Origin of the sequence: Streptomyces sp. NPDC001868 (assembly GCF_040297125.1) — a bacterium.
In the GTDB taxonomy this organism is placed as follows: domain Bacteria; phylum Actinomycetota; class Actinomycetes; order Streptomycetales; family Streptomycetaceae; genus Streptomyces.
The window spans coordinates 54,841-79,527 of record NZ_JBEOYO010000011.1; the positions used below are offsets into that span (position 1 = coordinate 54,841).

Annotated in this window: 22 protein-coding genes and 2 pseudogenes; 13 read left to right on the plus strand and 11 right to left on the minus strand. The window is 71.1% G+C overall.

The window, feature by feature from the left end; genetic code table 11:
• Positions 1 to 148 precede the first annotated feature (148 nt).
• From ABT147_RS15785 to ABT147_RS15810, 6 genes are all read left to right on the plus strand, one after another.
• Positions 149 to 796: an antibiotic biosynthesis monooxygenase gene (locus ABT147_RS15785; protein ID WP_502983094.1), complete on the plus strand. Its 648-nt coding sequence runs from the start codon at positions 149 to 151 to the stop codon at positions 794 to 796.
• Between the two features lie 30 nt (positions 797 to 826).
• Positions 827 to 2,980, plus strand: coding sequence for an aminodeoxychorismate synthase component I (pabB, locus tag ABT147_RS15790; protein ID WP_351406099.1), 2,154 nt, complete (start codon positions 827 to 829; stop codon positions 2,978 to 2,980).
• The gene (locus ABT147_RS15795; RefSeq protein ID WP_351406101.1) at positions 2,977 to 4,581 is read left to right on the plus strand and encodes a benzoate-CoA ligase family protein; all 1,605 of its coding nucleotides are present in this window, start codon (positions 2,977 to 2,979) and stop codon (positions 4,579 to 4,581) included. The genes pabB and ABT147_RS15795 overlap by 4 nt, the downstream gene beginning before the upstream one ends.
• A gap of 42 nt (positions 4,582 to 4,623) precedes the next feature.
• Positions 4,624 to 6,213, plus strand: a complete 1,590-nt coding sequence (locus ABT147_RS15800; protein WP_351406103.1) for a class I adenylate-forming enzyme family protein — start codon at positions 4,624 to 4,626, stop codon at positions 6,211 to 6,213.
• Entirely contained in the window at positions 6,210 to 7,397 is a 1,188-nt protein-coding gene (locus tag ABT147_RS15805) for an FAD-dependent monooxygenase (RefSeq protein WP_351406105.1), read from the plus strand. The genes ABT147_RS15800 and ABT147_RS15805 overlap by 4 nt, the downstream gene beginning before the upstream one ends.
• Before the next feature lie 97 nt (positions 7,398 to 7,494).
• Complete coding sequence (locus ABT147_RS15810) at positions 7,495 to 8,289, plus strand: aminotransferase class IV (RefSeq protein ID WP_351406107.1); 795 nt, start codon at positions 7,495 to 7,497, stop codon at positions 8,287 to 8,289.
• Positions 8,290 to 8,418: 129 nt separating this feature from the next.
• On the opposite strand, the gene ABT147_RS15815 is transcribed toward ABT147_RS15810, so the two are convergent.
• Positions 8,419 to 8,904 carry a carboxymuconolactone decarboxylase family protein gene (locus tag ABT147_RS15815; protein WP_351406109.1) on the minus strand — a complete coding sequence of 162 codons (486 nt, stop codon included), beginning with the start codon at positions 8,902 to 8,904 and terminating at the stop codon, positions 8,419 to 8,421.
• Positions 8,905 to 9,057: 153 nt separating this feature from the next.
• Here ABT147_RS15815 and ABT147_RS15820 point away from each other — a divergent pair, with 153 nt between their 5' ends.
• Positions 9,058 to 9,753, plus strand: a complete 696-nt coding sequence (locus ABT147_RS15820) for a L,D-transpeptidase family protein (protein ID WP_351406111.1) — start codon at positions 9,058 to 9,060, stop codon at positions 9,751 to 9,753.
• Between the two features lie 40 nt (positions 9,754 to 9,793).
• Here the strand turns inward: ABT147_RS15820 and ABT147_RS15825 are convergent, their stop codons facing one another.
• The 3 genes and pseudogenes from ABT147_RS15825 to ABT147_RS15835 all read right to left on the minus strand — a co-directional run.
• Entirely contained in the window at positions 9,794 to 10,996 is a 1,203-nt protein-coding gene (locus tag ABT147_RS15825; RefSeq protein ID WP_351406365.1) for a Gfo/Idh/MocA family protein, read from the minus strand.
• A 29-nt stretch (positions 10,997 to 11,025) separates the two neighbouring features.
• Positions 11,026 to 11,775, minus strand: a pseudogene (locus ABT147_RS15830) (extracellular solute-binding protein); the annotation flags it as partial.
• Positions 11,774 to 12,337, minus strand: a pseudogene (locus ABT147_RS15835) (carbohydrate ABC transporter permease); the annotation flags it as partial. The pseudogenes ABT147_RS15835 and ABT147_RS15830, both read right to left, overlap by 2 nt.
• 160 nt (positions 12,338 to 12,497) lie before the next feature.
• On the opposite strand from ABT147_RS15835, the gene ABT147_RS15840 reads away from it, so the two are divergent.
• Complete coding sequence (locus tag ABT147_RS15840; protein WP_351406113.1) at positions 12,498 to 13,658, plus strand: ROK family protein; 1,161 nt, start codon at positions 12,498 to 12,500, stop codon at positions 13,656 to 13,658.
• Between the two features lie 78 nt (positions 13,659 to 13,736).
• Positions 13,737 to 13,919: a hypothetical protein gene (locus ABT147_RS15845; protein WP_020115084.1), complete on the plus strand. Its 183-nt coding sequence runs from the start codon at positions 13,737 to 13,739 to the stop codon at positions 13,917 to 13,919.
• An 87-nt stretch (positions 13,920 to 14,006) separates the two neighbouring features.
• Here ABT147_RS15845 and ABT147_RS15850 read toward each other — a convergent pair whose 3' ends face one another.
• The 3 genes from ABT147_RS15850 to ABT147_RS15860 all read right to left on the minus strand — a co-directional run bounded on the left by ABT147_RS15850 (position 14,007) and on the right by ABT147_RS15860 (position 16,846).
• Complete coding sequence (locus ABT147_RS15850; protein ID WP_351406115.1) at positions 14,007 to 15,386, minus strand: S1 family peptidase; 1,380 nt, start codon at positions 15,384 to 15,386, stop codon at positions 14,007 to 14,009.
• A 99-nt stretch (positions 15,387 to 15,485) separates the two neighbouring features.
• The gene (locus tag ABT147_RS15855) at positions 15,486 to 16,010 is read right to left on the minus strand and encodes a GNAT family N-acetyltransferase (protein ID WP_351406117.1); all 525 of its coding nucleotides are present in this window, start codon (positions 16,008 to 16,010) and stop codon (positions 15,486 to 15,488) included.
• Positions 16,007 to 16,846 carry an SAM-dependent methyltransferase gene (locus ABT147_RS15860; protein ID WP_351406119.1) on the minus strand — a complete coding sequence of 280 codons (840 nt, stop codon included), beginning with the start codon at positions 16,844 to 16,846 and terminating at the stop codon, positions 16,007 to 16,009. The genes ABT147_RS15855 and ABT147_RS15860 overlap by 4 nt, the downstream gene beginning before the upstream one ends.
• A gap of 301 nt (positions 16,847 to 17,147) precedes the next feature.
• Here ABT147_RS15860 and ABT147_RS15865 point away from each other — a divergent pair, with 301 nt between their 5' ends.
• Together ABT147_RS15865 and ABT147_RS15870 are read left to right on the plus strand one after the other, a co-directional pair.
• Complete coding sequence (locus tag ABT147_RS15865; protein ID WP_351406121.1) at positions 17,148 to 17,783, plus strand: HAD family acid phosphatase; 636 nt, start codon at positions 17,148 to 17,150, stop codon at positions 17,781 to 17,783.
• A gap of 79 nt (positions 17,784 to 17,862) precedes the next feature.
• Positions 17,863 to 18,252, plus strand: coding sequence for a PPOX class F420-dependent oxidoreductase (locus tag ABT147_RS15870; RefSeq protein WP_351406123.1), 390 nt, complete (start codon positions 17,863 to 17,865; stop codon positions 18,250 to 18,252).
• 25 nt (positions 18,253 to 18,277) lie between these two features.
• Here the strand turns inward: ABT147_RS15870 and ABT147_RS15875 are convergent, their stop codons facing one another.
• The 4 genes from ABT147_RS15875 to ABT147_RS15890 all read right to left on the minus strand — a co-directional run bounded on the left by ABT147_RS15875 (position 18,278) and on the right by ABT147_RS15890 (position 22,305).
• Positions 18,278 to 18,961 carry a response regulator gene (locus tag ABT147_RS15875; protein ID WP_351406125.1) on the minus strand — a complete coding sequence of 228 codons (684 nt, stop codon included), beginning with the start codon at positions 18,959 to 18,961 and terminating at the stop codon, positions 18,278 to 18,280.
• Between the two features lie 106 nt (positions 18,962 to 19,067).
• Complete coding sequence (locus tag ABT147_RS15880) at positions 19,068 to 21,071, minus strand: FtsX-like permease family protein (protein ID WP_351406127.1); 2,004 nt, start codon at positions 21,069 to 21,071, stop codon at positions 19,068 to 19,070.
• 154 nt (positions 21,072 to 21,225) lie between these two features.
• A complete protein-coding gene (locus ABT147_RS15885; RefSeq protein ID WP_351406129.1) occupies positions 21,226 to 21,909 on the minus strand; it encodes an ABC transporter ATP-binding protein in 684 nt (227 codons plus the stop codon).
• A gap of 27 nt (positions 21,910 to 21,936) precedes the next feature.
• Positions 21,937 to 22,305, minus strand: coding sequence for a hypothetical protein (locus ABT147_RS15890; RefSeq protein WP_351406132.1), 369 nt, complete (start codon positions 22,303 to 22,305; stop codon positions 21,937 to 21,939).
• A gap of 170 nt (positions 22,306 to 22,475) precedes the next feature.
• Here ABT147_RS15890 and ABT147_RS15895 point away from each other — a divergent pair, with 170 nt between their 5' ends.
• Complete coding sequence (locus tag ABT147_RS15895) at positions 22,476 to 23,774, plus strand: sensor histidine kinase (RefSeq protein WP_351406134.1); 1,299 nt, start codon at positions 22,476 to 22,478, stop codon at positions 23,772 to 23,774.
• Between the two features lie 76 nt (positions 23,775 to 23,850).
• Entirely contained in the window at positions 23,851 to 24,633 is a 783-nt protein-coding gene (locus tag ABT147_RS15900; protein ID WP_351406136.1) for a peptidoglycan-binding domain-containing protein, read from the plus strand.
• The last annotated feature ends 54 nt before the right edge of the window (positions 24,634 to 24,687 follow it).

Sequence of the window (24,687 nt, forward strand, 5' to 3'; positions counted from 1 at the left end):
TTCCCCCCGCTCCTCTTGGCGATGGTGCGCCTGTTCCGCTCGCCCCGGCAACCGCTTCCGGGAATTGCCGGAAGTTACCCGACCGTAATACTCGACGAAAGGCGTCAAGGCAGCTGAAAGACCGTCATAAACGCACGATCCGGACAGCTTGAAAAAGTTCGTTGAAGATTTGAACGGGGTCTGTGTGCTTCGCGTATTCGACGGCGTGAGCAGGAATCCCGTTACCGTCACCGTCGCGTACCACGTGGTGCCGGGGCGCGAGGCCGACTTCCACTCGTGGGGGTGGGCCGCGCTGCGTACGAGTGCGCAGCAACCGGGCTTTCTGGGGGGTGGCGTACTCGTCGACGGAGAGGCGGAGTGGCATGTGGTCTACCGCTTCGACAGCGAGGATTCGGTCCGGACCTGGGAGAACTCGGTGGTCTGGGCCCAGTGGTCGGCCCGTGTCGATGGACTGGCCCAGGAGACCGGCCGCCGGAGCATCGTGGGGTCCAGGGCCTGGTTCGACTCCCAGACCACCCGGGCCCCGGCACCGGCCGCTCCCCCGGGGCCACCCCCGAAATGGAAACTGTGGTTGGTGAACATGAGCGCGGTCTTCCCGCCCGTGCTCTTATTCAACCTGGCGATACTTCCCTATCTCAACGACCTGAATCCGCTTTTCCGTACACTTCTGCTGTGTCTGTCCGTGACAGCCATCGTCACCTGGATTCTCATGCCGAGACTCCAGCGTTTCCTGAAGAAATGGCTGTACCCGCCGCTGCAGGCGCTGCGCGGCCGGCACAAACGACGGACCGCGTAGGTCCGAGAACGATCAGAGGGGGGTGGGCGGGTGAAAACTCTGCTCATCGACAATTATGATTCGTACACGTACAACCTGTTCCAGCTGATCGCCGAGGTCAACGGCGAGGAACCGGTGGTCGTGCTCAACGACGCCCCGGCCGACGGCATTCCGGAGCTGCGGGAATTCGACAATGTGGTGGTGTCGCCGGGCCCCGGCCACCCCTCGGAAACCCGTGACTTCGGCATCGCCGCCCAGGTGATCGCCGAGGCCAGGATCCCCGTACTGGGCGTCTGCCTGGGCCATCAGGGCATCGCGGTGGGGGAGCGGGCCGATGTCGAGCCCGCGCCGTGGCCCCGCCACGGGCACCTTTCCACGGTCCGGCACGACGGGCGTGACCTGTTCCACGGCCTGCCGCAGAACTTCACGGTCGTCCGCTACCACTCGTTGTCCGTGCGCGAGCCGCTGCCGCCGACCCTGGAGGCCACCGCCTGGTCCGAGGACGGCGTCCTCATGGGCCTGCGCCACCGTGAACGGCCGCTGTGGGGCGTGCAGTTCCACCCCGAGTCGATCCTCACCGACCACGGCCACCGTCTGCTGGTCAACTTCCGTAACCTCACGGCGGAACGCGCCGGCAGCCCGCGCAGCAAGAACACCGCGGTCGCCCCCGTCGCCGGTACGCGCCAGACCGCGGCGGCCCCGCTCACCGCCGCGATCCCCCGCCCCCGGCGAGCCCCCGGGCCCGCGTACCGGCTGCACACCCGCCGTATCGCCGGCGCGATCGACGCCGAGGCCGCCTTCACCCGCATGTACGCCGACGCCCCCCACGCGTTCTGGCTGGACAGCTCCCGCGTCGAGCCCGGCCTGTCACGGTTCTCGTTCTTCGGTGACGGCAGCGGTCCGCTCGCCGAGATCGTCCGCTACGACGTCGACAGCGGCCTGTGCGAGATCGAGCGGGAGGGACGGCCCACCCGCCGCGTCCAGGCGAGCGTCTTCGACTATCTGAAGCGGCAGCTGGCCAGCCGCAAGGTCGACGCGACGGGCCTGCCCTTCGACTTCACCGGCGGCTACGTCGGCTACTTCGGCTACGAACTCAAGGCCGACACGGGCTCCGCGAACCGCCACAAGGCCGAAACCCCGGACGCCTCCTGGCTGTTCGCGGACCGGCTGATCGCCGTGGACCACGAGGAGGGCTTCACCTACGCCGTCTGTCTGTCCGAGGACACCCCGGCGGCGTCCCGCGAGGCCGGCGACTGGCTCGACACCGCGCTGGCCCAGCTGACCTTCGTCTCCTCGGACGCCACGGTCCCGCTACGGCCGGGCACCCCGCCCTACCCGCGCGCCGCCGAGCCCTGGCTCGTCCGCGACCGCGCCACCTACCTCGCCGACATCGAGTCCTGCAAGGCGGAGCTGAACGCGGGCACGAGCTACGAGGTATGTCTCACCAACGCGGTCCGGTTACCGGCACCGTACGACCCGTACGACTTCTACCGGGTGCTGCGCCGCATCAACCCGGCCCCGTACGCCGCCTTCCTCAGGTTCGGTGACCTCGACATCGCGGGCTCGTCCCCCGAGCGCTTCCTGCGGATCACCCGGGACGGCGTCGCCGAGGCCAAGCCCATCAAGGGCACCGCGCCCCGGGGCGCGACTCCGGAGGAGGACGACCGGCTACGGGACGAACTCGCCGCCGACGCCAAGACCCGCGCCGAGAACCTGATGATCGTCGACCTGCTCCGCAACGACCTCGGCCGGGTCTCCCGGACCGGCACGGTGAAGGTCACCCGCCTCATGGCCACCGAGACGTACGCCACCGTGCACCAGCTGGTCTCCACCGTCGAGGGCAGACTGCGCGAGGGCACCGACGCGGTCGACTGCGTCCGGGCCTGCTTCCCCGGCGGCTCGATGACCGGGGCGCCCAAGCTGCGCACCATGGAGATCATCGACTCGCTGGAGACCGAGGCGAGAGGCGTGTACTCGGGAGCCCTCGGCTATCTCGGGTGCAGCGGCGGCGCGGACCTCAACATCGTCATCCGTACCGCCGTGTTCCAGGGCGGCCGTATGCATCTGGGCGCGGGCGGCGCGATCGTCCTCGACTCCGATCCGGCCGCCGAGTACGACGAGATGCTGCTGAAGACGGCGGCACTCATGCGGGCCCACCGGGAGCACGCCTCCGCCCCGGCCGTCACCGAGGAGCCGACGCGATGACGATCACGACCACGGGCCGGCCCACCCGGCTCCCGGCCGACGCCGGCGCCCCCGGCAACGTCGCGGCCCATCTCGCCGCCCTCGCCGAACGCCGCGGCTGGACCGACCGCCCCGCCTTCCACCAGGGCCACCGGGCCTACTCCCACGGCGAGATCCACGACCTCGCGGCCCGCGCCGCCACCGTCCTCACCGACCACGGAGTCCGCCCCGGCGACCGCGTCCTGCTCGCCCTCCCCGACTCCGTCACCTGGGTCACCACCTTCCTGGCCCTGGCCCGCCTGGGCGCGGTAGCGGTGTTGGTCAACCCCGAACTCACCCCGCCGGAACTCCAGTTCATGGCACAGGACACCGAGGCTGTTCTGTGGGTGACGGGACCGGGGCTGGACGGCTTGATCCCCTCGCCCCGTAAGGGGCGCGGGGAACTGCGCGACCAGCCACATACGGCCCGCACTGTGAAGACCGCCGTCGCAGCGCCACGCCTCGGCTCCGACCAACTGATGGCCCTGAGCACGACAGCGAACCCCATGCCGCACGCTCATCCCGTCGACGCCCACACCCCCCTCTACATCCAGTACACCTCCGGTACCACAGGCCACCCCAAGGGTGTCGTCCACGTCCACGGCGACCCCAAGACGTACCACGACCTCATCGGCCGCCGACTGCTCCGCATCACCGCGGACGACGTCACCCTGTCCGTCTCCCGGCTGTACTTCGCCTACGGCTTCGGCAACGCCCTCGTCTTCCCGCTGTTCTCCGGCTCCTCCGCCGTCCTCTCCGACCGCCGTCCCACCCCCGCGGCGGTCGACGAACTCGTCGCCCGCCACCGCGTGACCCTCCTCTACTCGGTGCCGTCGGCGTACGCCGCCCTGGTGGCGGACCGGGCCAACGGCCACGAGGACTGCTTCGCCTCGGTGCGCGCGGCGGTGTCGGCCGGCGAGGGCATGCCCGCCGGACTCGGCAAGCAGGTCACCGAACTGCTCGGCGCCCCCGTCCTCGAACAGATCGGCTCCACCGAGGCCGGACACGCGTTCTGCGCCAACAGCTTCGACCACAACCACCCCGGCACGGTCGGCCGCCCGGTCCCCGGCTTCGAGGTCGAACTCCGCGACCGCGCCGGCGCACAGGTCGCGGACGGCGAGACCGGTGAACTCTGGGTGCGCGGCCCGACGGTGACACCCGGCTATCTCAACCGGCCCGAGGAGACCGAGCGCGCCCTCGTCGGCGGCTGGCTCAACACCCGGGACCGGGCCGTCCGCGAACCCGACGGCAGCTACCGGCATCTGGGCCGGGCCGACGACATGGAGATGGTCGGCGGCATCACCGTCTCCCCGCTGGAGGTGGAGGCCCTGCTGCGCACCCACCCCGGGGTCCGGGACGTCGCCGTCGCGGCCGTCACCGACGAGCGCGGCGCCAGCAGGCTACGGGCCTTCGTCGTCCCCGTCCCGCCCATCGGGGTGGGCCTGGAGGCCGAGCTGATCTGTATGGCCCGCGGCAGGCTCGCCGCCTTCAAGGTCCCCCGCAGCGTCAGCTTCGTCCCCACGCTGCCCCGCACCGCGACCGGCAAGCTCCGCCGGCATCTCGTCCGCCAAGGGGCGTGGTGAACCGTGGCCGACACCCTCATCCCCGCAGAAAGGTCCGGTCCCATGCGCGACCAGCTCCAGGCCGACCGGCAGCCCGTCAACCCGCTCGCCGGCCGTGGCTTCTACCTGGGCTCGATGTTCAGAGAGGCCGCCGACCGCCACGGCCACGTCTTCGTCACCCTGGACCGGCCCCTGGACGTCAACCCCGAGATCGGGACCGACCTCTCCTACACAGCCCTCGCCGACCTCGTCGACGAACTCTCCGGCCGCCTCTGGGAAGCGGGCGTACGCCCCTCCGAGGAAGTCGTCGTCCACAAGACGGACAACGTCGACATCGTGCTGCTGACCTGCGCGCTCTCCCGTATCGGCGCCGTCCCCGTACTGCTGTCGCCCGGCCTCGCGGGCCCGGTGGTCGGACAGCTCCTCGAACGCCTGCACAGGCCCTGGCTGATCACCGACCGCGCCAAGCTCGAAGGCGCCCTGAGCGACGTCGAACTCACCGGCCTCGTACGGACCACGCTCTCCGTCGACGACGCCCCCGGCGCGGAACCGCTCCAGAAGTACGCGGGCGCCCCGACCCCGGCAGCGGTCCGCCTCCACCCCCGTGATCCCTCCCTGATCACCCACAGCTCCGGCACCACCGGCCTGCCCAAGCTGGCCGTGCACTGCCCGAACACCATGTGGAACCGGCTCGTCCCGCAGAAGGCCATGGGCTGGCCCACGCGCGGTGAGACCGCCGCCCTGCACATGTCGTTCGTGCACTCGCGCTTCTACCATCTCCTCGGTGTCCTGCTGCACTTCGGCAGCCCGCTGGTCCTGATCATCGACCCGGAACCCTCGAACGTGGGCCCGCTGCTGGCCCGCCACCGCCCCGGCATCGTCGAGACCCACCCCAACACCTTCGTCCTGTGGGAGGAGTTGGCCGACGCGCCCGGCGCACCGCTGTCCCGCGTCCGCTCGTACGGCTCCACCTTCGACGCCATCCACCCGCGCACCGTGCAGCGGCTGCTGGACGCGTCCAAGCGGCGCTCGCCGTGGCTCATCCAGCTGTACGGGCAGAGCGAGACGGGCCCGGTGGCCTTCCAGTGGTTCACCCGCCGCAGCGCCGCCCGCGCCGACGGCCGCCGGGTCGGCATCGGCATCCCCGGCTTCACCCGCGTCCGGGTCGCCGACGACGCCGGGCGGAAGGTCGCCCCCGGCACCGCCGGCCGGATCGAGGCCCGCACCCGGGGCCGCATCCTCACCTACCTCGGCGCCCGGGACCGCTACCTGCGCCAACTCGACGCCGGCTGGTGGCAGATGGGCGACATGGGCTACCAGAGCCGCTGGGGCGCCCTCTACCTCATCGACCGCGAGATCGACCAGATCGACTCCGTGCACAGCAACCTGGAGGTCGAGGACACCCTGATGTCCCGGCTGGAGGAACTGCGCGAGGTCGTCATCGTCCCCGGCGTCGACCGTGAACCCGTCCCCGTGGTCTGCGTACGCGGCGAACGCCCCCTGGACCCGGGCCGCTGGCGCGAGGCGACGGCCGACCTGCCGACCATGGCGGAGCCCCGGCAGTGGCGGTTCGAGGAACTGCCGATGACCTCCACCTGGAAGGTCAAGCGCGTCGAGATCACCCGCATGCTCACCGAAAGCACCCGCGCATGACCACCCCCGTCCCCGTTCTCGTCGTGGGCGCCGGCCCCGTGGGCCTCTCCGCCGCCCTCGCCCTGCGCGCCCACGACCTCCCCGTCACCCTGCTCGAAGCCGACCCCGAGGGCCGCGAACGCCCCGGCAGCCGCGCGCTGTTCGTCCACCGCGAGACCCTGGAACTGCTGGAGGGAATACATCGGGGTCTCGCCGTCGAGATCGCCGCGTTCGGTCAGACCTGGCACACCAAGCGCACCCTCTACCGGGGCCGCGAGGTGTACGCCCGCACCTTCCCGCCGCCCACCGGCACCCCGCCCTTCACCAGCCTCCGCCAGGTCGACACCGAGCGCTTCCTGCTCACCGCCTGCCGGGACGCCGGCGTGGAGTTCGTGTGGGACGCCCGGATCACCGGCGTACGGACCGACCCGGACGGGGTGACGCTCACCGGCGAGGACGGCCGCACCTGGACAGGCACCCACGCGGTGGCCGCCGACGGCGCCCGCTCGGCCGTACGGCGGGAACTGGGCATCCCGATGGAGGGCACCCACGGCGAGGGCTTCCATGTCGTCGCGGACATCGCCGACATCCCCGGCGCCGAACTGCCCCTGGAACGGGTCTTCCACTACGAGCACCCGGCGCTCGGCGGCCGCAGTGTCATGCGGGTCCCGTTCACCGGCGGATTCCAGCTCGACCTCCAGTGCCGCGACGACGACGCGACGGAGGAGTTCGGCACCCAGGAGGCCGTACGGCGCTGGCTTCCGGAGGTCGTCGGCGACGGCTACGGCGAACGCGTGCTGTGGGTGTCGACGTACCGCTTCCTGCGCAAGGTCGCCGCCGCCTTCACCGACCCGCACCGCCGGGTGCTGCTGGCGGGTGAGGCCGCCCATCTCTTCCCGCCGTTCGGGGCGCGCGGCATGAACAGCGGGATCGCGGACGCCGTCGCCGCGGCCCGCGCCATCGCCGCCGGCACCCCCGAGGCGGTCGCCTCCTTCGCCGAAGTCCGGCGCTCGGCGGGCCTGTTCAACAGCGCCGCCGCCGGCACGGCCCTGGACCATCTGCGGCCCCGGCGCCGTATCGTCCGCGTCAAACAGCGGGCGGCGGCGGCCCTCGCCCCCGTGATGCCCCGCTGCGGCGCCTGGCTGGAGCACGCGCCCTACGGCCCCCGGCACGGCGCCCCGGCCGTCGCGGGCCGCAAGTACTGAACAACCGGCCGCAAATACTGAACTGGCAGCACGTACGGGACGGCCGCGAGGAGTGAGCCGCGCACGTATGGAACCGAAAGACCGACAGGAGCACCGAGTGACACAACCCGCCATCGCGGAAGGTCTGCTGACCTGGTCACCCGAACACGGCCTCGTCCCCGGCCAGGCACAGGGCGGACGCCTCCTCGTCGCGGACTCATGGCTGCTGCGCGAGGGACGGGTGCGCGGTTTCGACCGGCACCGCGAGCGGTTCCTGCGGTCCTGCGGCGAGTGCGGCGCACCGCCCCTGGGCCGGGTCGTCGACTTCTGGCACGACATGACCCGCGCCCTGCCGCGTACGGGGGAGTGGTTCCCCCGGGTCGAACTCGCTGCAGGATCACTGGAGTTGCGGCTCCTGCTGCGGCACGCCCCGCCCCTGACGGCCGAGGTCCGGGTGTGGGCGGCCGGCCAGCCCGACCCGCGTACCGTGCCCCGCCGCAAGGGGCCGGACCTGGACGCCCTGGCCCGGGTGCGCCGACGGGCGGCCGGCGCCGACGCCGACGAGGCCGTGCTCATCGCGCCCTCCGGTCTGGTGCTGGAGGCCGCCAACTCCAGTCTCTTCTGGTGGGAGGACGACACCCTCTGTCTGCCGCCGCCCCGGCTGCCGCTCCTCGCGGGTGTCACCATGGCCCTCGTCCAGGAGCGGGCCGCCCGCACCGGCGTCCGGGTCTCCCACCGCGAACGCTCCCTGGCCGAGCTGGACGGCCGCGAGGTGTGGCTCGTCAACGCCCTCCACGGCATCCGCCCCGTCGCCGCCTGGACCGGGCGCCCGATGACCCCGGGCCCGGCCGTCCATGCCCCGGAATGGCGGACATGGCTGGACGGTCTCATGGAGCCGCTGCCGGACCACTGAATTCACCACGATATACGGGCGCGCCGAAGCGCCGGGCCGAAGGAAATCCGGCCCGGCGCTGAAAGTCGTTTCTGAATTCTCTGGAAATCTGTTGCCGAGGGATTCGGCCGAGGATTCGGGGGTTTCGGGTTACTTCTGAGCGGGCTGATAAGCCCCCGGAACCATCCGGGTCGCGATGGCGATCCGGTTGTACGCGTTGATCACGGTGGCCGCCCAGATCAGCGCCGCGACCTGCCCCTCGTCGAACACCTCCGCCGCCTCGGCGTAGACGTCGTCGGGCACCTGACCGTCGGCGACCAGGGTCACGGCCTCGGTCAACGCCAGGGCGGCGCGCTCGCGTTCGGTGAAGAAGGGGGTCTCGCGCCAGGCGCTGAGCGCGTAGATCCGCTGCTCGGTCTCGCCCTGGGCGCGGGCGTCCTTGGTGTGCATGTCCAGGCAGAACGCGCAGCCGTTGATCTGTGAGGCGCGAATTCTGATCAGTTCGAGGATCTCGGGCTCGACCTTCGCGTCCCGGGCCGCGGAAACGGCGGCGCCGTGCAGGGCGCCCATCGCTCCGGACACATCGGGGGTTATTTTCTTGAGGGCCACACGAGAGGGGGAATCGCTGTTGCTCATGGGGAGAACTCTATATCCGAATTCCCGGGCTGTGTAACTGTTTCGTCTCGACGTGGGCCGTCCCACAACCGTTGCCCCCGGTCGGCTGTCTAGGCAGGCAGGACCAGCGAAACGCAGGGATCCAGCGAAACGCATGAAGGGGAAAGGTTCGCCATGGGGGACATAGGCAGAAGAGGCGCTGTCGCGCTCGCGGTCACCGGACTGCTGGCACCGCTCGCGCTCGCGCTGGGCACCGCGCCCGCGCAGGCGGCGGGTTGTTCGACATCGGCGGGGCCGTACCAGAAGCAGGTCGAGAAGTTCCTCGGCCGTCCGGTCGACGGCAAGCAGTCCGACGCCGACTGCAAGGCGATCAGGGCCTTCCAGACCAAGCACGGCATCACGCCGAACATCGGCTACGCGGGCTCCGTCACCTGGGGTGTGATGGACCTGATGAACAAGCAGAAGGCCGTCGGCAAGAACCCCAACAAGGCCGGCAAGTGCCCGACCGACAAGGGCCGTATCGCCTGTGTGAACCTCACCCTCCAGCTGAGCTGGATCCAGGACGGCGGCAAGCTCGTCTACGGGCCCGTGCCGGTCCGCACCGGCCGCGACGGCTACGAGACCCGCACCGGCCTGAAGAAGATCTACTGGCGGAACATCGACCACGTCTCGTCGATCTACCACGTGCCTATGCCCTACGCCCAGTTCTTCGACGGCGGCCAGGCCTTCCACTCCGTCGGCGTCAGCATGTGGAACCCGCCCGGCTCCCACGGCTGCACCAACATGACCAAGACCGACGCCAAGAAGTACTGGTCGCTGCTGAAGAAGGGCGACGACGTCTACGTGTACGGCCGCAAGCCGGGCACCTGACAGACGGCCAGGAGCCCGGCTCGACGACCGTGACGAAACGTCACGCCTCGGGCGCGTCCCCGAAGTCCGGGATCTCCAGCCGTACCCCACCCTGCCGCGCGGACTCGTGCGCGACGATGCCCGGCAGGGTGTAGCGAGCCGCCACCCAGGCGTTCACCGACGGCAGCGTCCGGGTGTTGACGGCGGTCACGAAGTCGTCCACCAGGAAGTGATGGCTGCCCTCGTGGCCGTTGTGCAGGTGGTCGAACTCCCGCGGCAGCCGCGCCCGGTCGTGCACCGGCGCCGACCCGGAGGTGAAGGCGGCCCGCAGATCCGGCGCGATGTGCTGGAGCGAGGGATCGTCGGGGGACAGGGTGGGCTTCGGCTCAAGGAGCTCGCTGATGTCCTTCACCCCCTTCTTGTCCTGCCAGAACGCCACCGTGGCGAGCTGCTCCATGCTGGCGTCCGTGCCGAAGAACCGGAAACGCGACTCCCGGATCTGCGAGGGGTAGCCGACCCGCCGGAACTCGTTCGTACGGAACGAACCGCCGCCGGCCACCTCGAACAGCGCGGTCGCGTTGGAGAAGTCGTTGCCGAACTGGCTGACCTCCTTGTCGAACACCCCGTCCCCGCGCTCGTCCACGACCCCGATCGCGGACACACTCACCGCGTGCGTCTGCCATGCCCCCAGCACCCCGCCCACCGAGTGCGTCGGGTACAGCAGCGGCGGATAGCTCGCCGTCCGCTTCCACTCCTCGCCGCCGCTGTACTGGTAGGCCTCGTAGAACCCCAGATCCATGTCGTGGACGTAGTCGCCCTCGGCGTAGAAGAGCCGCCCGAACGCGCCTTCGGCTATCTGGTTCCGGGCGTGCACGGTCGCCGGGTTGTACTGACTCGTCTCACCCATCATGTATGTCAGCCCGGTCGCCCTGACCGCGTCGATGATCGCCGCGATCTCGTCGGCGGTGATGGCCATGGGCACCGCGGAGTACACGTGCTTGCCGGCGCCCAGGCCCTGGAGCACCAGCGGCCCGTGCGTCCAGCGCTGGGTGAAGATCGCGACCGCGTCGACCGCGGGCGACTCCAGCATCGCCTCGTACGAAGGGAAGGTGCCGGCCAGCCCTTGGGCGGCCACGAGCTGTTCGGCCCGCTCGGGCAGCAGATCGGTGACGTAGACGTCGCTGACGCCGGGGTGGGCCTGGAACAGCGTGGCGAACTGGCCGGAGAACTGGCCGGCGCCGACGATGCCGAGGGAGAACGTCATGTAAGGGATGCCCTTCATGGATCGGGATATCACTGCGAGAGGATGAGGTTGATCTGGTCGTTGGTCTCGTCGAGGCCGCTCACCGGCGCCCCGTTGCCGTAGATGTCCTCCATCGCGGGCTGCATGAGCGCGGTGACGTCCGCCGCGTAGTTGGTGATCGGGTAGGAGAAGGTCCGGAAGCCCTGCTTGTCGGCGACCGGTTCGGTGAACGCCGACACGTCGATGCCCTTCTTCTCGTACGCGGCGACGGCGGCGTCGGTGCCGGCCGGAGTGGCGGGGAAGACGACCCCGTACCGGCCGACGACGGTCTGGCACTTGTCCGAGGCGAGATACGCCACCCACTTCCGGGCGCCCGCCTTGTTCTTGGAGGCCCTGGTGATGGAGTCGGCGAGGCCGTTCATCATGGTGGCGCGCTTGCCGGTCGGGCCGGCCGGGGTGACGGCGGCGGCGATGTCCATGCCCTTGAAGCCGTCGTAGGTGGAGATCATCCAGGCGCCGTCGAAGGTGGCGGCGGCCTTGCCCGCGGCGACCTGGGTGTTGGCCTGGTTGGACTGCACGTTGTAGTCGGAGAACGGGACCATGTAGCCCTTCTCCGCCAGGCCGAAGTACCACTTGACCACGGACTGGAAGGTCTCGCTGTCGTACTGGTACTTCGTGCCCCAGCGCGCCTTGTCCGTGTAGCTCCACCCGGCCGAGCCGGTGAAGGGGCTCCACTGGGTCTGCCCGTCGGCGTAACCGCCGCCGTTGCCGGCCAGGCCGTACACCTTCACGTTGTCCCGGGATCGCCTGGAGACCGGCGAAGATCAGCAGCGCGGTGTAGCCGACGTGCCGCCACACGTTGATCAGGGCGATGGTCGGGACGGCCCAGGTCTCGTCGGCGAGGAAGGGGATGCGGTCGGCGCCCAGGGCCCCGATGATCTCGTTGCCGATGCCGAGCTGGGTGTCGAGGATCCACAGCCACACCAGACCGGCGACGACATTGGACATCAGATACGGCGTGAGCACGATCCCGCGCAGCACGGCGGACTGCGTGAGCCGTTGCAGGAGTACGGCGACGGCGAGCGCCGCGACCGTCTGCACACCGATGTTGATGACCACGTACTCGACCGTGACCCCCAACGAGCTCCAGAAGATGGGGTCGTTGACCATGCGGACGTAGTTGTCGAGGCCCACCCACTCCGCCGGGGTGAGCAGGTTGAAGCGGGTGAAGCTCAGATAGATGCCCCGCAGGGTCGGCCAGAGCAGGAACGCCAGGAAGCCCAGCATCGCGGGAGCGATGAACACGGCGGCCAGGACGCCGTCGCCACCCCGGGACGGTTGGCTGCTGGAGGCGACGGTCATGGGGGCTCCCTCGTCGGCGACAGTGCCGCACTTACTTTTGCCGCAAAAGAATTATGGCGTCAAGAGGCGTGCGGACATCCTTTGGGGAGGGTGAAGACGGATCTGGAGCGGGTCTATTGTTTCCATGACGGAAGAAACACGGTGTGGGAGTCTGACCCTCATGACCGCACTCGCTGCCAGCTGGCTGCCGCTCAGTCCCGGGGAACGCGCGGTGGCGATCGAGGTGCTCGTGCACGGCCCGCTCTCGCGCACGGAACTCGCCCGGCGCCTCGGCCTGTCCGCGGGCAGCCTCACCCGGCTGACCAAACCGCTGATCGAGGCGGGGCTGCTGATCGAGGCCGCCGAGGGCACCGCACTGCCCGAAGCGCGTCAGGGGCGCCCGTCGCAGCCGCTGGACATCGTCGCCGAGTCCAGCACCTTCGTCGGCTTCAAGATCACCGACGACATGGTCTACGGCGTGGTCACCACGCTCCGGAGCGAGATCGTCACCCGCCACGACCGCCCGCTCACCACGCACGAGCCGGAGCGGGTCGCCGACCTGCTCGCGGAGATGGCCGGCGAGCTGGCCCGTGCCCATCCCTCCCTCGCCGGTATCGGCATCGGGGTCGGCGGCCTCGTCGAGCACCGGGCGGTGGTCGGGGAATCACCCTTCCTGTCCTGGCGCGACGTGCCCCTGGCCGAGCTCGTCGAGGAGCGCACCGGACTGCCGGTGGTCGTCGAGAACGACGTCGCCGCGCTCGTCGAGGCCGAGACCTGGTTCGGCGCGGGACGTGGCCTGGACCGGTTCGTCGTCCTCACCATCGGCGCGGGCGTCGGCTACGGGCTCGTCCTGGGTGGCCGGCGGGTGTCCTGCGCCGAGGAGGACCGGGGCTTCGGCCGCCACTGGATCGTGGACCCCACCGGCCCGCTCACCCCCGACGGCGAACGCGGCAGCGCCGTCTCGATGCTGAGCATCCCCAGCATCCGCCACCAGGTCCAGGCGGCGACCGGGCGCGCGGTGACGTACGAGGAGATCCTCGCGGGCGCGGCGGCGGGCGATCCGATGCGCGCGCGCGTCATCGGCGAGGCCGGGCGCGCCCTGGGCACGCTCGTGGCCCAGATCTCCAACTTCGTCATGCCGCAGAAGATCCTGCTCGCCGGCGAAGGCGTCGGGCTGATGGAGGTGGCGGGGGAGTCGGTGGAGAGGGCCGTCCGTGCCAACCGGCATCCGCTGGCCGCGCCCGTCCCGCTGGAGACGAAGGTCTCCGACTTCCATGACTGGGCGCGCGGGGCCGCCGTGCTGGCCATTCAGGTGCTCGTGCTCGGGACCATGGAGCCATAAACGCAGAGTGATCAGCTTCACGGTCCGTAATGTCTGAAGTGGGACCTTTACTCACATCGGCTTCACGTTCGAGGACATATGGTTTACACCATGTCCACTACCCCTGATGTCGTCCTGGAAAGAGCGGAAGTACCGGCGCGAACGGCCGCCGAGGTCAACGAGGAGATCCGGGCGCTCTGGTTCCGGAGTGGTGGGACGTTGAACAGGGAGCAGCGGAGCGAGTACGAGCGGCTTGTTCTTGAGTGGGCCGCCGCCTCGTAGTTCGTCGGCCGCGGGCCCGTGGGGGCTGAGCGCACGGTTCCCCGCGCCCCTTGACGGGGCGCGGATCACCGGGCGTGGAGCGAACCCCTAACTCCAACTCTGTGAGTACTGGCGGCGGTATGCCTGCCTGTCCTGTTCCGTGCGGATGAAGCGGGTTGCCGCTAGGGCGACCATGCTGCCGGCGATGACCAGGAGGCCGGGGCCGACGTTGCGGGGGTCGGCGAGGCGGTCGATGAGGTCGGAGGCGGCGCCGATGGACTCGACGGGTTCCACGGAGCCCGGTTCGGCCGCGCCGGGGGCGGCGGCGCCCTGGGAGTCGTCGTCCGAGGAACCGTCGGCCGCGGCGGTGGGCTGGGCGGCGGACTGGGGCAGGCCGTTGAGCCGGACACCGAGCTCGTCGAGGGTGTCGGACAGCGGCTGGAAGAACGTCGTACCGCCCTGCTCGCAGTCGCCGTTGCCGCCCGAGGTCACCCCCAGGGCCACACCCTCGGAGAACATCGGGCCGCCGCTGTCGCCCGGCTCGGCGCAGACCGTGGTCTCGATGAGACCGCTGACCGTGCCCTCGGGGTAGTTGACCGTGGCGTCCAGGCCGGTCACCTCGCCGTTGCGGAAGCCGCTGGTGCTGCCGCTGCGGAAGACCCGCTGGCCGACCGTCGCCTCGCCGACGGAGGTGATGCGCACGCCTCGGCCGTCGCCGACCGAGACGACGTTGGTCTTGTTGCTCGGCGCGTCCTGGAGGTACTGGACGAGCGAGTAGTCGGCGCCGGGGAAGTTCGTCTCGGTCGTCCGGCCGATCTCCTGCTGGCCCTGGTTGTCGGCGAACCAGACGGAACCGGAGGGACCGCAGTGCCCGGCGGTCAGCATGAAGTCGTTCTCGCCGTCGGTCACGTTGAAGCCGATCGAACAGCGGCCGCCCGTGCCGAAGATGGGCTGGGCGCCGTTGAGTCGCATCGTGTACGCGCCCTCGGTGCGCTCCATCCGCACGGACCCGCCGATCTCCTCGGCGAGGTCGGTCAGGCTCGCCCAGTCCTTCTTGGAGACCGTGCTGTCGGCGCGCACCACGACCTCGTTGGACGAGGGGTCGATGGCCCACGAGGTGCCCGGCACCCGGGGCGCCGAACGCAGCGCCTCCGTCGCGGACTTGAGGTCGTCGCCGCTGTACTCGACCATCTTGGGCCGGGCACCCGCCCGCTTGACCTCGGCGGCGGTCTTCTCGTCGGTGACCGCGACGACCGGCTCGCCGTCCTCGGCGATCCAGGAGCCCGCCGTACGCTCGGAACCGAGCTCGGTCACCAGCCCGGTTCCGGTGTCGGACGCGGCGAACACCGCGCTTCGGTCCGCGGGCGGGGTGACGGCGGGTTCGGTCGCCATCGCCGCCTGCGTGACCATCAGGGCCCCGCAGATCAGTCCACCGGCGGCCGTCAGCCGCGCCACCCGCTTCACGACGCGCCGTCGTGCGTGCCTCATTGCCTGGCTCCCGAACCCCGTCCGACACGGTGTCAACACCGCGAGGGCGTCCGGTCCTTGAGCGCCCTTCCTTTCATACGTGCCGTGGACGGCACGTGTTCACCGGTCGGCGTCGACGTATCCCAACGTCCGGTTCATGGCGATCGCGCGGGTGTTGGCCGGATGGTGCACCGTACGGACGGTGCTCACGCCGCAGATCCCGGCGAACCCGATGCCGAAGGTCTTCATGGCCACCGAGATGCCCCGGCCCCGGTGGTGGGCCCGTACGCCGGTCATCTCGTTGAACACGAATCCGGACCTCCGGCGGTCCGAGGTGGCCGCCATGCCGATCCACCGGTCGCCGTCGAGGGCCAGCACGACCCCGCGCGGATCGTAGGCGGGCACCTCGAAGCGGAGCCGGTGGTACTCGTCGTACGCGAAGAAGGCGCCGCGCCCCGGGATGTCCGCCGAGCACTCCTTGTTGAGTTCATACAACTCCCGGCGGTGTTCCGGGGTGTCGCCGAGCTCGGAGAGGGTCGTCAGCCGGATGCCGGAGGTACGGCACTTGTCGACGTACGGCTGGAAACGTGCCAGGTCGAAGTCGGTGACGTCCAGTTGGAGCCGGACCCACTCGATCGTCGTCAACGCTTGCCTCCCACTCCGCAGTACATGGGGACTTCCGCCGGTTCCCCGGAAGCGGGGTCGCCGGTGGTCTCCGGCCGCCAGCGGGTGCACGAGACGATGCCCGGTTCGAGGACGTCGAGGCCGTCGAAGAACCCGGCGATGACCTCCGGTGTGCGCTGGGTCAGCGACGGGATGCCGTGCTCGTTCCACCAGGCGGCCGCGATGTCCACGTCCGGCCACTCCGGGCCGGTGATGGTGTGCGACAGCACCAGATGACTGCCGCTGGGCAGGGCGTCCATCAGGCGGCGCACGATGCCGTTCGGGTCCTCGTCGTCCCGGATGAAGGCCAGCACGTCGAGCAGCAGCAGCGCGACGGGCCGGGTCAGGTCCAGGGTGTGCGCCGCGTGTTCGAGGATCGATTCGACGTTGCGCAGATCCTCGTCGACGTGGTCCGTGCACCCCTCGGGCGAGCTCGTCAGCAGGGCGCGGGCGTGCACCAGGACCAGCGGGTCGTTGTCGACGTAGACGATCCGGGCGTCCGGGGCGATGTCCTGGGCGACCTCGTGGGTGTTCTCCGCGGTCGGCAGCCCGGCGCCGATGTCCAGGAACTGCCGGATCCCCACGTCGGCGGTCAGATGGCGCACGGCCCGCCTCAGGAACTGCCGGTCCGCGCGGGCGTAGTCCTCGATGCGCGGATGCAGCCGGCGTATCTCGTCCCCGGCCTTCCGGTCGACCTCGTAGTAGTCCCCGCCGCCGAGCCAGTAGTTCCAGATCCGCGCCGCGGCCGGCCGCGTGGTGACGATGCGGCTGTTCAGCGACGACGAGGGGAAGTCCGAGGCTGCCGGGTTGTCCGTCACGGCGTCAACTCCTGCGCTCTTCTGTGAAGGTGCTTCATCCAACGGGCAATGTAGACCCGTCGGTCGGTGTTCGCCTCCACTTCGGCGATCTTCACAGGAGCCGGGTTCGTCCGGTGGTCCCGAGCGCCGTCCGGCCGTGCGCGAGAGCCCCCGCGAAGCCGCCGAACAACGTTCGTCGAGACCCCTCTACTAATCAGTAACTTTTAGGTAGTCTCCCGGCCACCAATGGGCATGACCATGACGAGCGCGGCGAAGGTCATGACGACCTCGCCGCTTTCACATGAGAAAAAAGGGGACGAACATGACAGCAAGCGGTGTGGGACGCCGCGTCACGACGGTCGCCGCGGTGGCCGTCCTGGGTCTGGGCGCTTCGATGACCGCCGCGGTTCCGGCCGTCGCCGCGCCGAGCGAGGCCGCGGTCGGCGCGGCCGCTGCCGCCGAGGTGGACTACGCGACCTGGCAGACGGACGTGAAGGCCGTCATCGACACGGCCACTCCCTACATACAGCAGCGCACCGCGAACTCCTCGGGGCAGAAGCTCGCCATCGTCTTCGACATCGACAACACGACGCTGGAGACGCACTACACGCCCTGGTACAAGCTCCCCACCCCGGCGCTGAAGCCCTCCCTGGCACTGGCCAAGTACGCCAAGTCCCGTGGGGTGGCCGTCTTCTTCGTCACCGCCCGCCCCGGCATCATCGAGAGCGTCACCGAGTGGAACCTGGAGAGCGTCGGCTACCCCGTCGACGGCCTCTACGTGCGTGACCTGCCCGATCTGTTCGCCGAGGTCTCCGCGTACAAGACCGCCTCGCGCGCGGACATCGAGTCCGACGGCTACAAGATCATCGCCAATGTCGGCAACAACACCACCGACCTCGTCGGCGGCCACGCCGAGCGGACGTACAAGCTGCCCGACTACGACGGGCTCCTCGACTGACGCCGCTCCACCGTTCGTTCCCGGGGGTACGGCGGCCGGTTCCCGCCGGCGGCCGTACACCTGGACCTAGACTCCCGCCATGGCCGACGACACCACGCTCGACGCGCTCGGCGCGGGCAGCTACCTGCTGATCACCACCTACCGCAAGAACGGCACCGCCGTCCCGACGCCCGTGTGGGTGGTCCGGGACGGGGACGCGCTCGGCATCTGGACGGTCGCGGACTCCTGGAAGGTCAAGCGCATCCGGAACCGCGCCGACGTCCTCGTCGGCCCCTGCGACGTGCGCGGCAGGCCCACCGGCGACTCCGTCCCCGCCCGCGCCGAGATCCTCGACGCGGCCGGCTCCGCCGCCTACCGCGGGCTCATCGCCCGCAAGTACGGCGTCATGGGCCGCCTCACCCTCCTCGGCAGTCGGCTGCGCCGGGGCGCCGACGGCACGGTCGGCATCCGCGTCACCCTGACCGACTGAGCCTCCGTCGGGCGCGCGCGGACCGTCACGAACGGTCGCCCGCGTGCCCCGTCCGCCAGGCCCACGCCGCGATCTCCACCCGGTTCCGGGCGGCGAGCTTGAGCTGGATGCTCCCGAGGTGGGTCTTCACCGTGGACAGGGACACGAACATCGACGCGGCGATCTCGGCGTTCGTGTGCCCCAGCGCGACCAGCCGTACGACATCGAGCTCACGGTCGGTCAACGGCTCCTGGGGGCGCGGTACTTCGGGCCCGGGAGCGGCCTCCTTCTCCGCCGTGACGTGCTTGAGGAGCCGGACCGTCACCGACGGCGACACCAGCGAGTCGCCCACCGCCGCCGCCCGTACGGCCTCGGCCAGCAGGGTCGGCCCGGAGTCCTTGAGCAGGAACCCGCAGGCGCCGCCGCGCAACGCCCCGTAGACGTACTCGTCGAGGTCGAACGTCGTCACCACGACCACCCGCAGCGGATCGGCCACCCCCGGACCGGCCAGCAGCCGGGTCGCCTCCAGGCCGTCCAGCTTGGGCATCCGGATGTCCAGCAGACACACATCGGGCCGCACCTCCCGGGCCAGCCGCACGGCGCTCTCGCCGTCGGCCGCCTCGGCGACCACCGTGATGTCGGGCTGCGCGTCGAGGAAGAAACGGAAGCCGGTGCGGACCATGTCCTGGTCGTCGGCGATCAGGACCCGGATCGGGCTGCGGTCGTTCATGGGCGCATCATGCCTGAGGGAGACGGGAGATATGAGGAAGGGAGGAGGGGGAGGGAGCGACGGGGGTGCGTCCGTCGCGGTGTGCGGGGGTGCCAGTCGCGGTGTGTCAGTCGGGGTCCTGGGTGCGCTCCGCCGTCACCTTCCGCAGCAGCGGCCTGCTCCCGGCGAGCGCCGCGAACATGGTGACGGCGCCGAGGCCGACGCAGAGGGCGAGGCGTACGGCGCCCGACGCGTCCGGCTCCAGGTGGAACATCTCGTTGACCTTCATCCCGGCGTAGATCCCGGTCGCCGTCGTACCGCCGGCGAGGACCACCAGCGGCAGCGCGGTCTCCCGCGTCCGCGCCCGGTCCAGCACCTTCAGCGGCGTACCGGCCAGCCGCAGCAGCCCGTACACCCGGCGCCGGTCGAGCACCGTGGCCGCCGCGGTGAGCCCGGCGGAGGCGGCGGCGACCAGGAAGCCCAGACCCAGCACCGCGAGCCCCATCTCACCGATGAGCCGGGTCGTGATGTCGCCATCGGCGTTGACGTAGTCCTGGGTGAAGGGCAGGTTGCCGGGGGAGAGGTCCGACAGCGCGGTCGACGCGGTGTCCACCTGCTCCTGGCCGCCGCGCACATGGACCACGACACCCTTGTCGCCGCTCAGGATCCCGTCCCACACCTCGGTGTCCACCGTCTCCACGGTCGCTCTCACCTTCGCCTCGGCGAGCAACTCCCTTGCGCGTACGGCGAGTTCGCGCGGGTCGCCGTGCTCGGCGCGGACCGCCACCTGGCCCGGATAGTCGTAGCCCACGATGCCGACCTGCCCCACGGTGAAGAACCCGGCGACGAGCCCCGCGAGCACCAGACCGCTGACCGTGCGCCAGGCACCGCGCGGATCGTCGCTGAGCCGGCGCGCGGCGAGCAGTGTCGCCGGGCGGCGCGCGAAGCGGCTCAGCAGCCGGCCCAGCATGTCGACGACCCAGGGGCCGAGGGTCCAGAACGCCCCGTACACCAGCACGATCAGCGCCAGTGACTGGCCCGTGTCCAGCCCGCCGCCGTGGGCGGTCACCGTCACATACAGCCCGACGGCGACGAACAGCACCAGGCGGATCAGCTTCGTCCGGCGCGGATCGGCCTGCTGGGCGACGCCCAGCGGGGAGCGGGCCACCCCGCGCAGTGTCGTCATGGCGCTGACCGAGGTGAGCACGGCAACGACCGCCACCACCGTGAGCAGCCAGGCCACACCGACCCACAACTGCCCGGTGTACCAGGTGCCGATGCCGTACGGCACCCGCGCGAGGACCGGCAGCAGCAGGGTGTACGCGACCGCGCCGAGGAAACCGCCGGCCAGACCCACCGCCGCCGACTCGGCGCCGGTCATCGCCAGGATCTGCCGAGGTGTCGCTCCCGCCAGACGCAGCGCCGCGAGCCGCTGCTCACGGCGGGCGGCACCGAGACGTCCGGCGGCCGAGGCCAGCACGACCACGGGGACGACGAGGAGGCCGCCGCCGAGCACCGCGGCCTGCTGGTCGAACGAGGTGAACATGCTGGGTCGGGTCCCGGTGAAGCCGTTCACGCGGGCGCGGGCGGCGAGGGTGTCCAGCGCGCTGCCCTCGGCGGCCCGGGTGATCGCGGGGTCGGTGGGGGTGCGGCCGATGACGGCGACGAGTTCCTCGGGGGCGGCGAGACCGGCCTCGGTGACCGTGCCGTGGTCGGTGCCGGTGGGGAAACGGTTCGCGAGTTGCCCGGCGGGCAGCTCGCGCATCAGCTTCGCCAGGGCCGGGGAGAGGTAGGTGCGGCCGGGGGCCGGGAAGCGGTCCAGACCGGGTGGGGCGGGGGTCGCGGGGCGGTTGGGGAGTTGGGCCAGGGAGACGACGGTGACGGGGCGGTGGTCCACGTAGGTCGTGCCGAGGGTCTGGACGGCGGTGGCCTGTTCCGCCGCCACGGCGTCGGGGGTGCGCCAGGCCGTGCGGTCGGCTCGGGTGCCGGCGCCGAGGTAGGCGGCGAGGAGGGTCAGGAGGACGAGGGCGCCGGCCGCGGCGGCCGCGGCGGAGAGGAGGTGGCTCTGCAGGCCGCGCCTGCCGGAGGCGCGGGCCAGGTGCCAGGTGAGGGGGAGGACGGGGGAGCGCATTCTCTTTGTCTCCGGGGGTTTTCGGGTGCCTGAGAGCTCGGTCGGATCGGTTGGACGGCTGGTGCGCGTCGGTCGTGGCTTGTCGCGCCCACGCGGCGGAGCCGCATATCGACACGGCCCCGCGCCCCTGGATGGGCGGGCCGGGGGTCTTCGGTCAGGCCACCGTGTACTGGCTGTAGCCGGCTATGCGGCCGTCCCTCACCTGCACGACGCGGTCGCAGTGGGCGGCGACCTCCGCGTCGTGGGTGACCATGACCAGGGAGGCGCCCTGTTCGCGGGTGACCGAGGTGAGGAGGCGGATGACCTCCTCGCCGGTGGACTGGTCGAGGGCGCCGGTGGGCTCGTCGGCGAAGACGACGTCGGGTTCCACGGCGAGGGCGCGGGCGATGGCGACGCGCTGGGCCTGGCCGCCCGAGAGCTGGCCGGGGCGGCGGTGCTCCAGGCCTGCGAGGCCCAGCGGGGCGAACCAGCGGCGGGCCCGCTTCACCGCCTCGCGGCGGGGCACGCCCTCCAGCATCAGGGGGAGGGCGACGTTCTCCTCGGCGGGCAGCTCGGGCAGCAGCTGGCCGAACTGGAAGACGAATCCGAAGCGCTTGCGGCGCAGGGCGCTGAGCCTGTTCTCCCCCCAGTGGTCGACGCGTTCGCCGCGCAGCAGCACCTGGCCGTCGTCGGGGCGGATGATCCCGGCGAGGGTGTGCAGCAGGGTCGACTTGCCCGAGCCGGAGGGGCCCATGATGGCGAGGGACTCGCGCTCGGCGACCGCCACGTCCACGCCGGCCAGGGCGGCGGTGGGGCCGTACTTCTTGACGAGGCCGTTGCCGGCCAGGACGGTGCTCATGAGGATGACGGGTCCTTTCCGGTCGGACTAGGCGCGCTCGAACGTCCAGGTGACGCTGGAGGCGTCGGCCTTGACGACGGTGACGGGGATGGAGAGGTCCTTGCCGTCGCCGTCCTTCGCGGTGCACGTCACCTTCGCGCCGGCCACGGCCTTGAGGTCGGGGCACTTGAGGTCGGACGTCTCGCCGCCGATCCAGGGCAGCGGGCTGTACTTCGACTCGGTGCGACCCGCGACGATGTTCCCGCTGAGCGCCTTCCGGCCGTCCACGGTCACGGTGTTGAACTTGTCGAGCCCGGTGGTCGACTCCGTACCGCTCATCGCGTAGGTGAGGGCTCCGCCGCCGACGGCCACGGCCGCCACCGCGGCGCCGGTGATGAGGAGGGGCTTGCGTTCCATGAGGTGCTCCTGGTGGAGAGAGGAAGAGGGATGGTGTTGCGGCACCCAACCTCTCCCGGCGGCGGAGGCGCCCGCCTCGGCCGAACGGCCAGGGTTCACGGCCCGCCGGATCCGCCGCCTCAGCCGTACGGCCGATACCGGGGACGGCGGGGCTGCCTACTGTGATCCGGGTGAACCTCGTGCTCGACACCAAGGAACCCGCGGGCGGTGCCCCCGGACGGCCGGTGCGTCCCGCCAGGCCGGGCTGTGTACGCGTCGGCGGGATCGTGGTCCTGCTCCTGGCCTGCGTGGCCGACTTCCTCGTCCTCGGGACGGAGGAGGACACGGCCCATCTGTGGCTGCACCTGCTCGCCCTGGCCGTCGGCCTCGCGGCGCTGCTGTGGCCCGAGCACCGCCGGCCCGCGTGGCTCACCCCGCAGGTGCGGACCGCAGCCCCCGCCCTCGCCGCCCTGGCCAATGTGGTGACCCTGCTGGTGACCCACCACAAGGGCGGCTTCGGCCCCGGCCAGGCGGTCGTGCTGCTGTGCCTGCTGGTGATCGCCGTCCGTACCTGCCCGCCCGGCTGGGCCCTGGCCTGCGGACTCCTCGACGGTCTCGTGCTGCTCGCGCTGCCGCTGCCGTACTACGCCGTCGAGCCGGACTCCAGCATCCTCGGCGTCGCGGCGGTACAGACACTGATCGCGGGGGTCACGGCCGCCATCGCCGCCTACCTGCGCACCCTGGACCACCGCCGCACCCAGGTCGTCACCGAGACCCGCCGGTCGGAACGCCTCGCCATGGCCGCCGACCTGCACGACTTCGTCGCCCACCATGTCACCGGGATCCTGGTCCAGACGCAGGTCGCGCGGATGATGGCGACCACCGAACCCGAGCGAAGCGAGATGGGGGTACCCCCGGACGAAGTCTGGGGGAGGCTCGACCCCGTCCTCGCGGCCATCGAGCGGGCCGCGACCGAGGCGCTGGCGTCGATGCGCCGCACGGTCGGCGTACTGCGCGATCACGACGACGACGCGGCCGGGGCCGGGGCCGCCGACCGGCGCCCGGTCGGCGATCTGGCGGGCATCGACGAACTGGTGCGCGGTTTCGACGGGGTCGGCGGCGTCGACGGACGCGCGGCCGTGCTCCGCCGCGACCCCTCCGTCCCCGACGCCCTGCCGCACGAGGTGCAGGCCGCCGCGTTCCGGGTGGTGCAGGAGGCCCTGACGAACGTCCGCCGGCACGCCGCCGACGCCACTGAGGTCACCGTCGCCCTCCGCTACGCCCGCGGTGACCTGGAGGTCTCGGTGCGCGACGACGGGCGCGGCGGCGTCCGGCTGCCGGAGGCGGCCCGGGGCGGCGGCTTCGGTCTTGTCGGTCTCACCGAACGCGTCACCGCGCTCGGCGGCCGGATCCTGGCCAGGCCGCGCGAGGACGGACCCGGCTGGGAGGTCGTCGCCGTGCTCCCGGCCGCGCCGCCGGCCGCCCGGTGAGCTGAACCTCCCGGCCCGGCTTCCCGTATCTCCTCTCGGGGATGGCGGGAGACCGCGTGCACGGAAGGAGAACAGCGTGTCGAAACCGCCCGAACCGGGCCGGACGGCGAAGCGTCCCACGATCGAGCCGACCTACGTCATGCGCCGGCGCAGGACCGAGGCCCTGGCCGAGCTGCTGCGTGAGTTCGAGCAGTACAAGGGGACGGACACAACGAACGACGAGTACGAGACCGTCGCCGTCCCACCGACGCCCACGCCGAGGCCGGCCCCGCCTCCGCCGCCCGCGCCGGAACCGAAGCCCGCCCCCGAGCGGATCCTGCCCCGGACGGAGTACGAGACCGAGGAACTGCCGCCGGTCATGGTCGGCGAGGACTTCGGCTCCGACACGGTCCCGCGCGGTGAGCGGCGGCAGCGGCGGCGCGCGGTGCCCGGCGGCGGCTCGGGCCTGAAGCGCGCGGCGGTCGTCGTGGGTGTCGGCGCGGCGGCCCTTCTCGGCTTCGGCGCCGCGCTCCTGCTGCCCGGCGGCGACACGGAGAAGGAGGCGCGCACCGTCACCCCGCCCCCGACCCCGTCGGCACCCGCGGCCTCCGCCCCCGCCCCCGCCCAGAACGACGCCGTCGACCCGGACGGCGCCGGCACCCTGCGCGAGGGCGACAGCGGCGCCGAGGTCTCCGAACTCCAGCAACGGCTGCTCCGTATCCCGAACGTGTACGACAACGGCTCCACCTCGGGCGAGTACGACGCCGTACTGAAGGAGGCGGTGGCGCGCTTCCAGCTCTGGTACGGAATCCGGGGCGACGAAACGGGCGTCTACGGCAACGACACCCGCCAGGACCTCGAATCCCGCACCCCGCTCTAGTCCCGTGGCGGGGCTCCACCCCCGGTACGTCACCGGTGTATCCGGGTTGTTGCC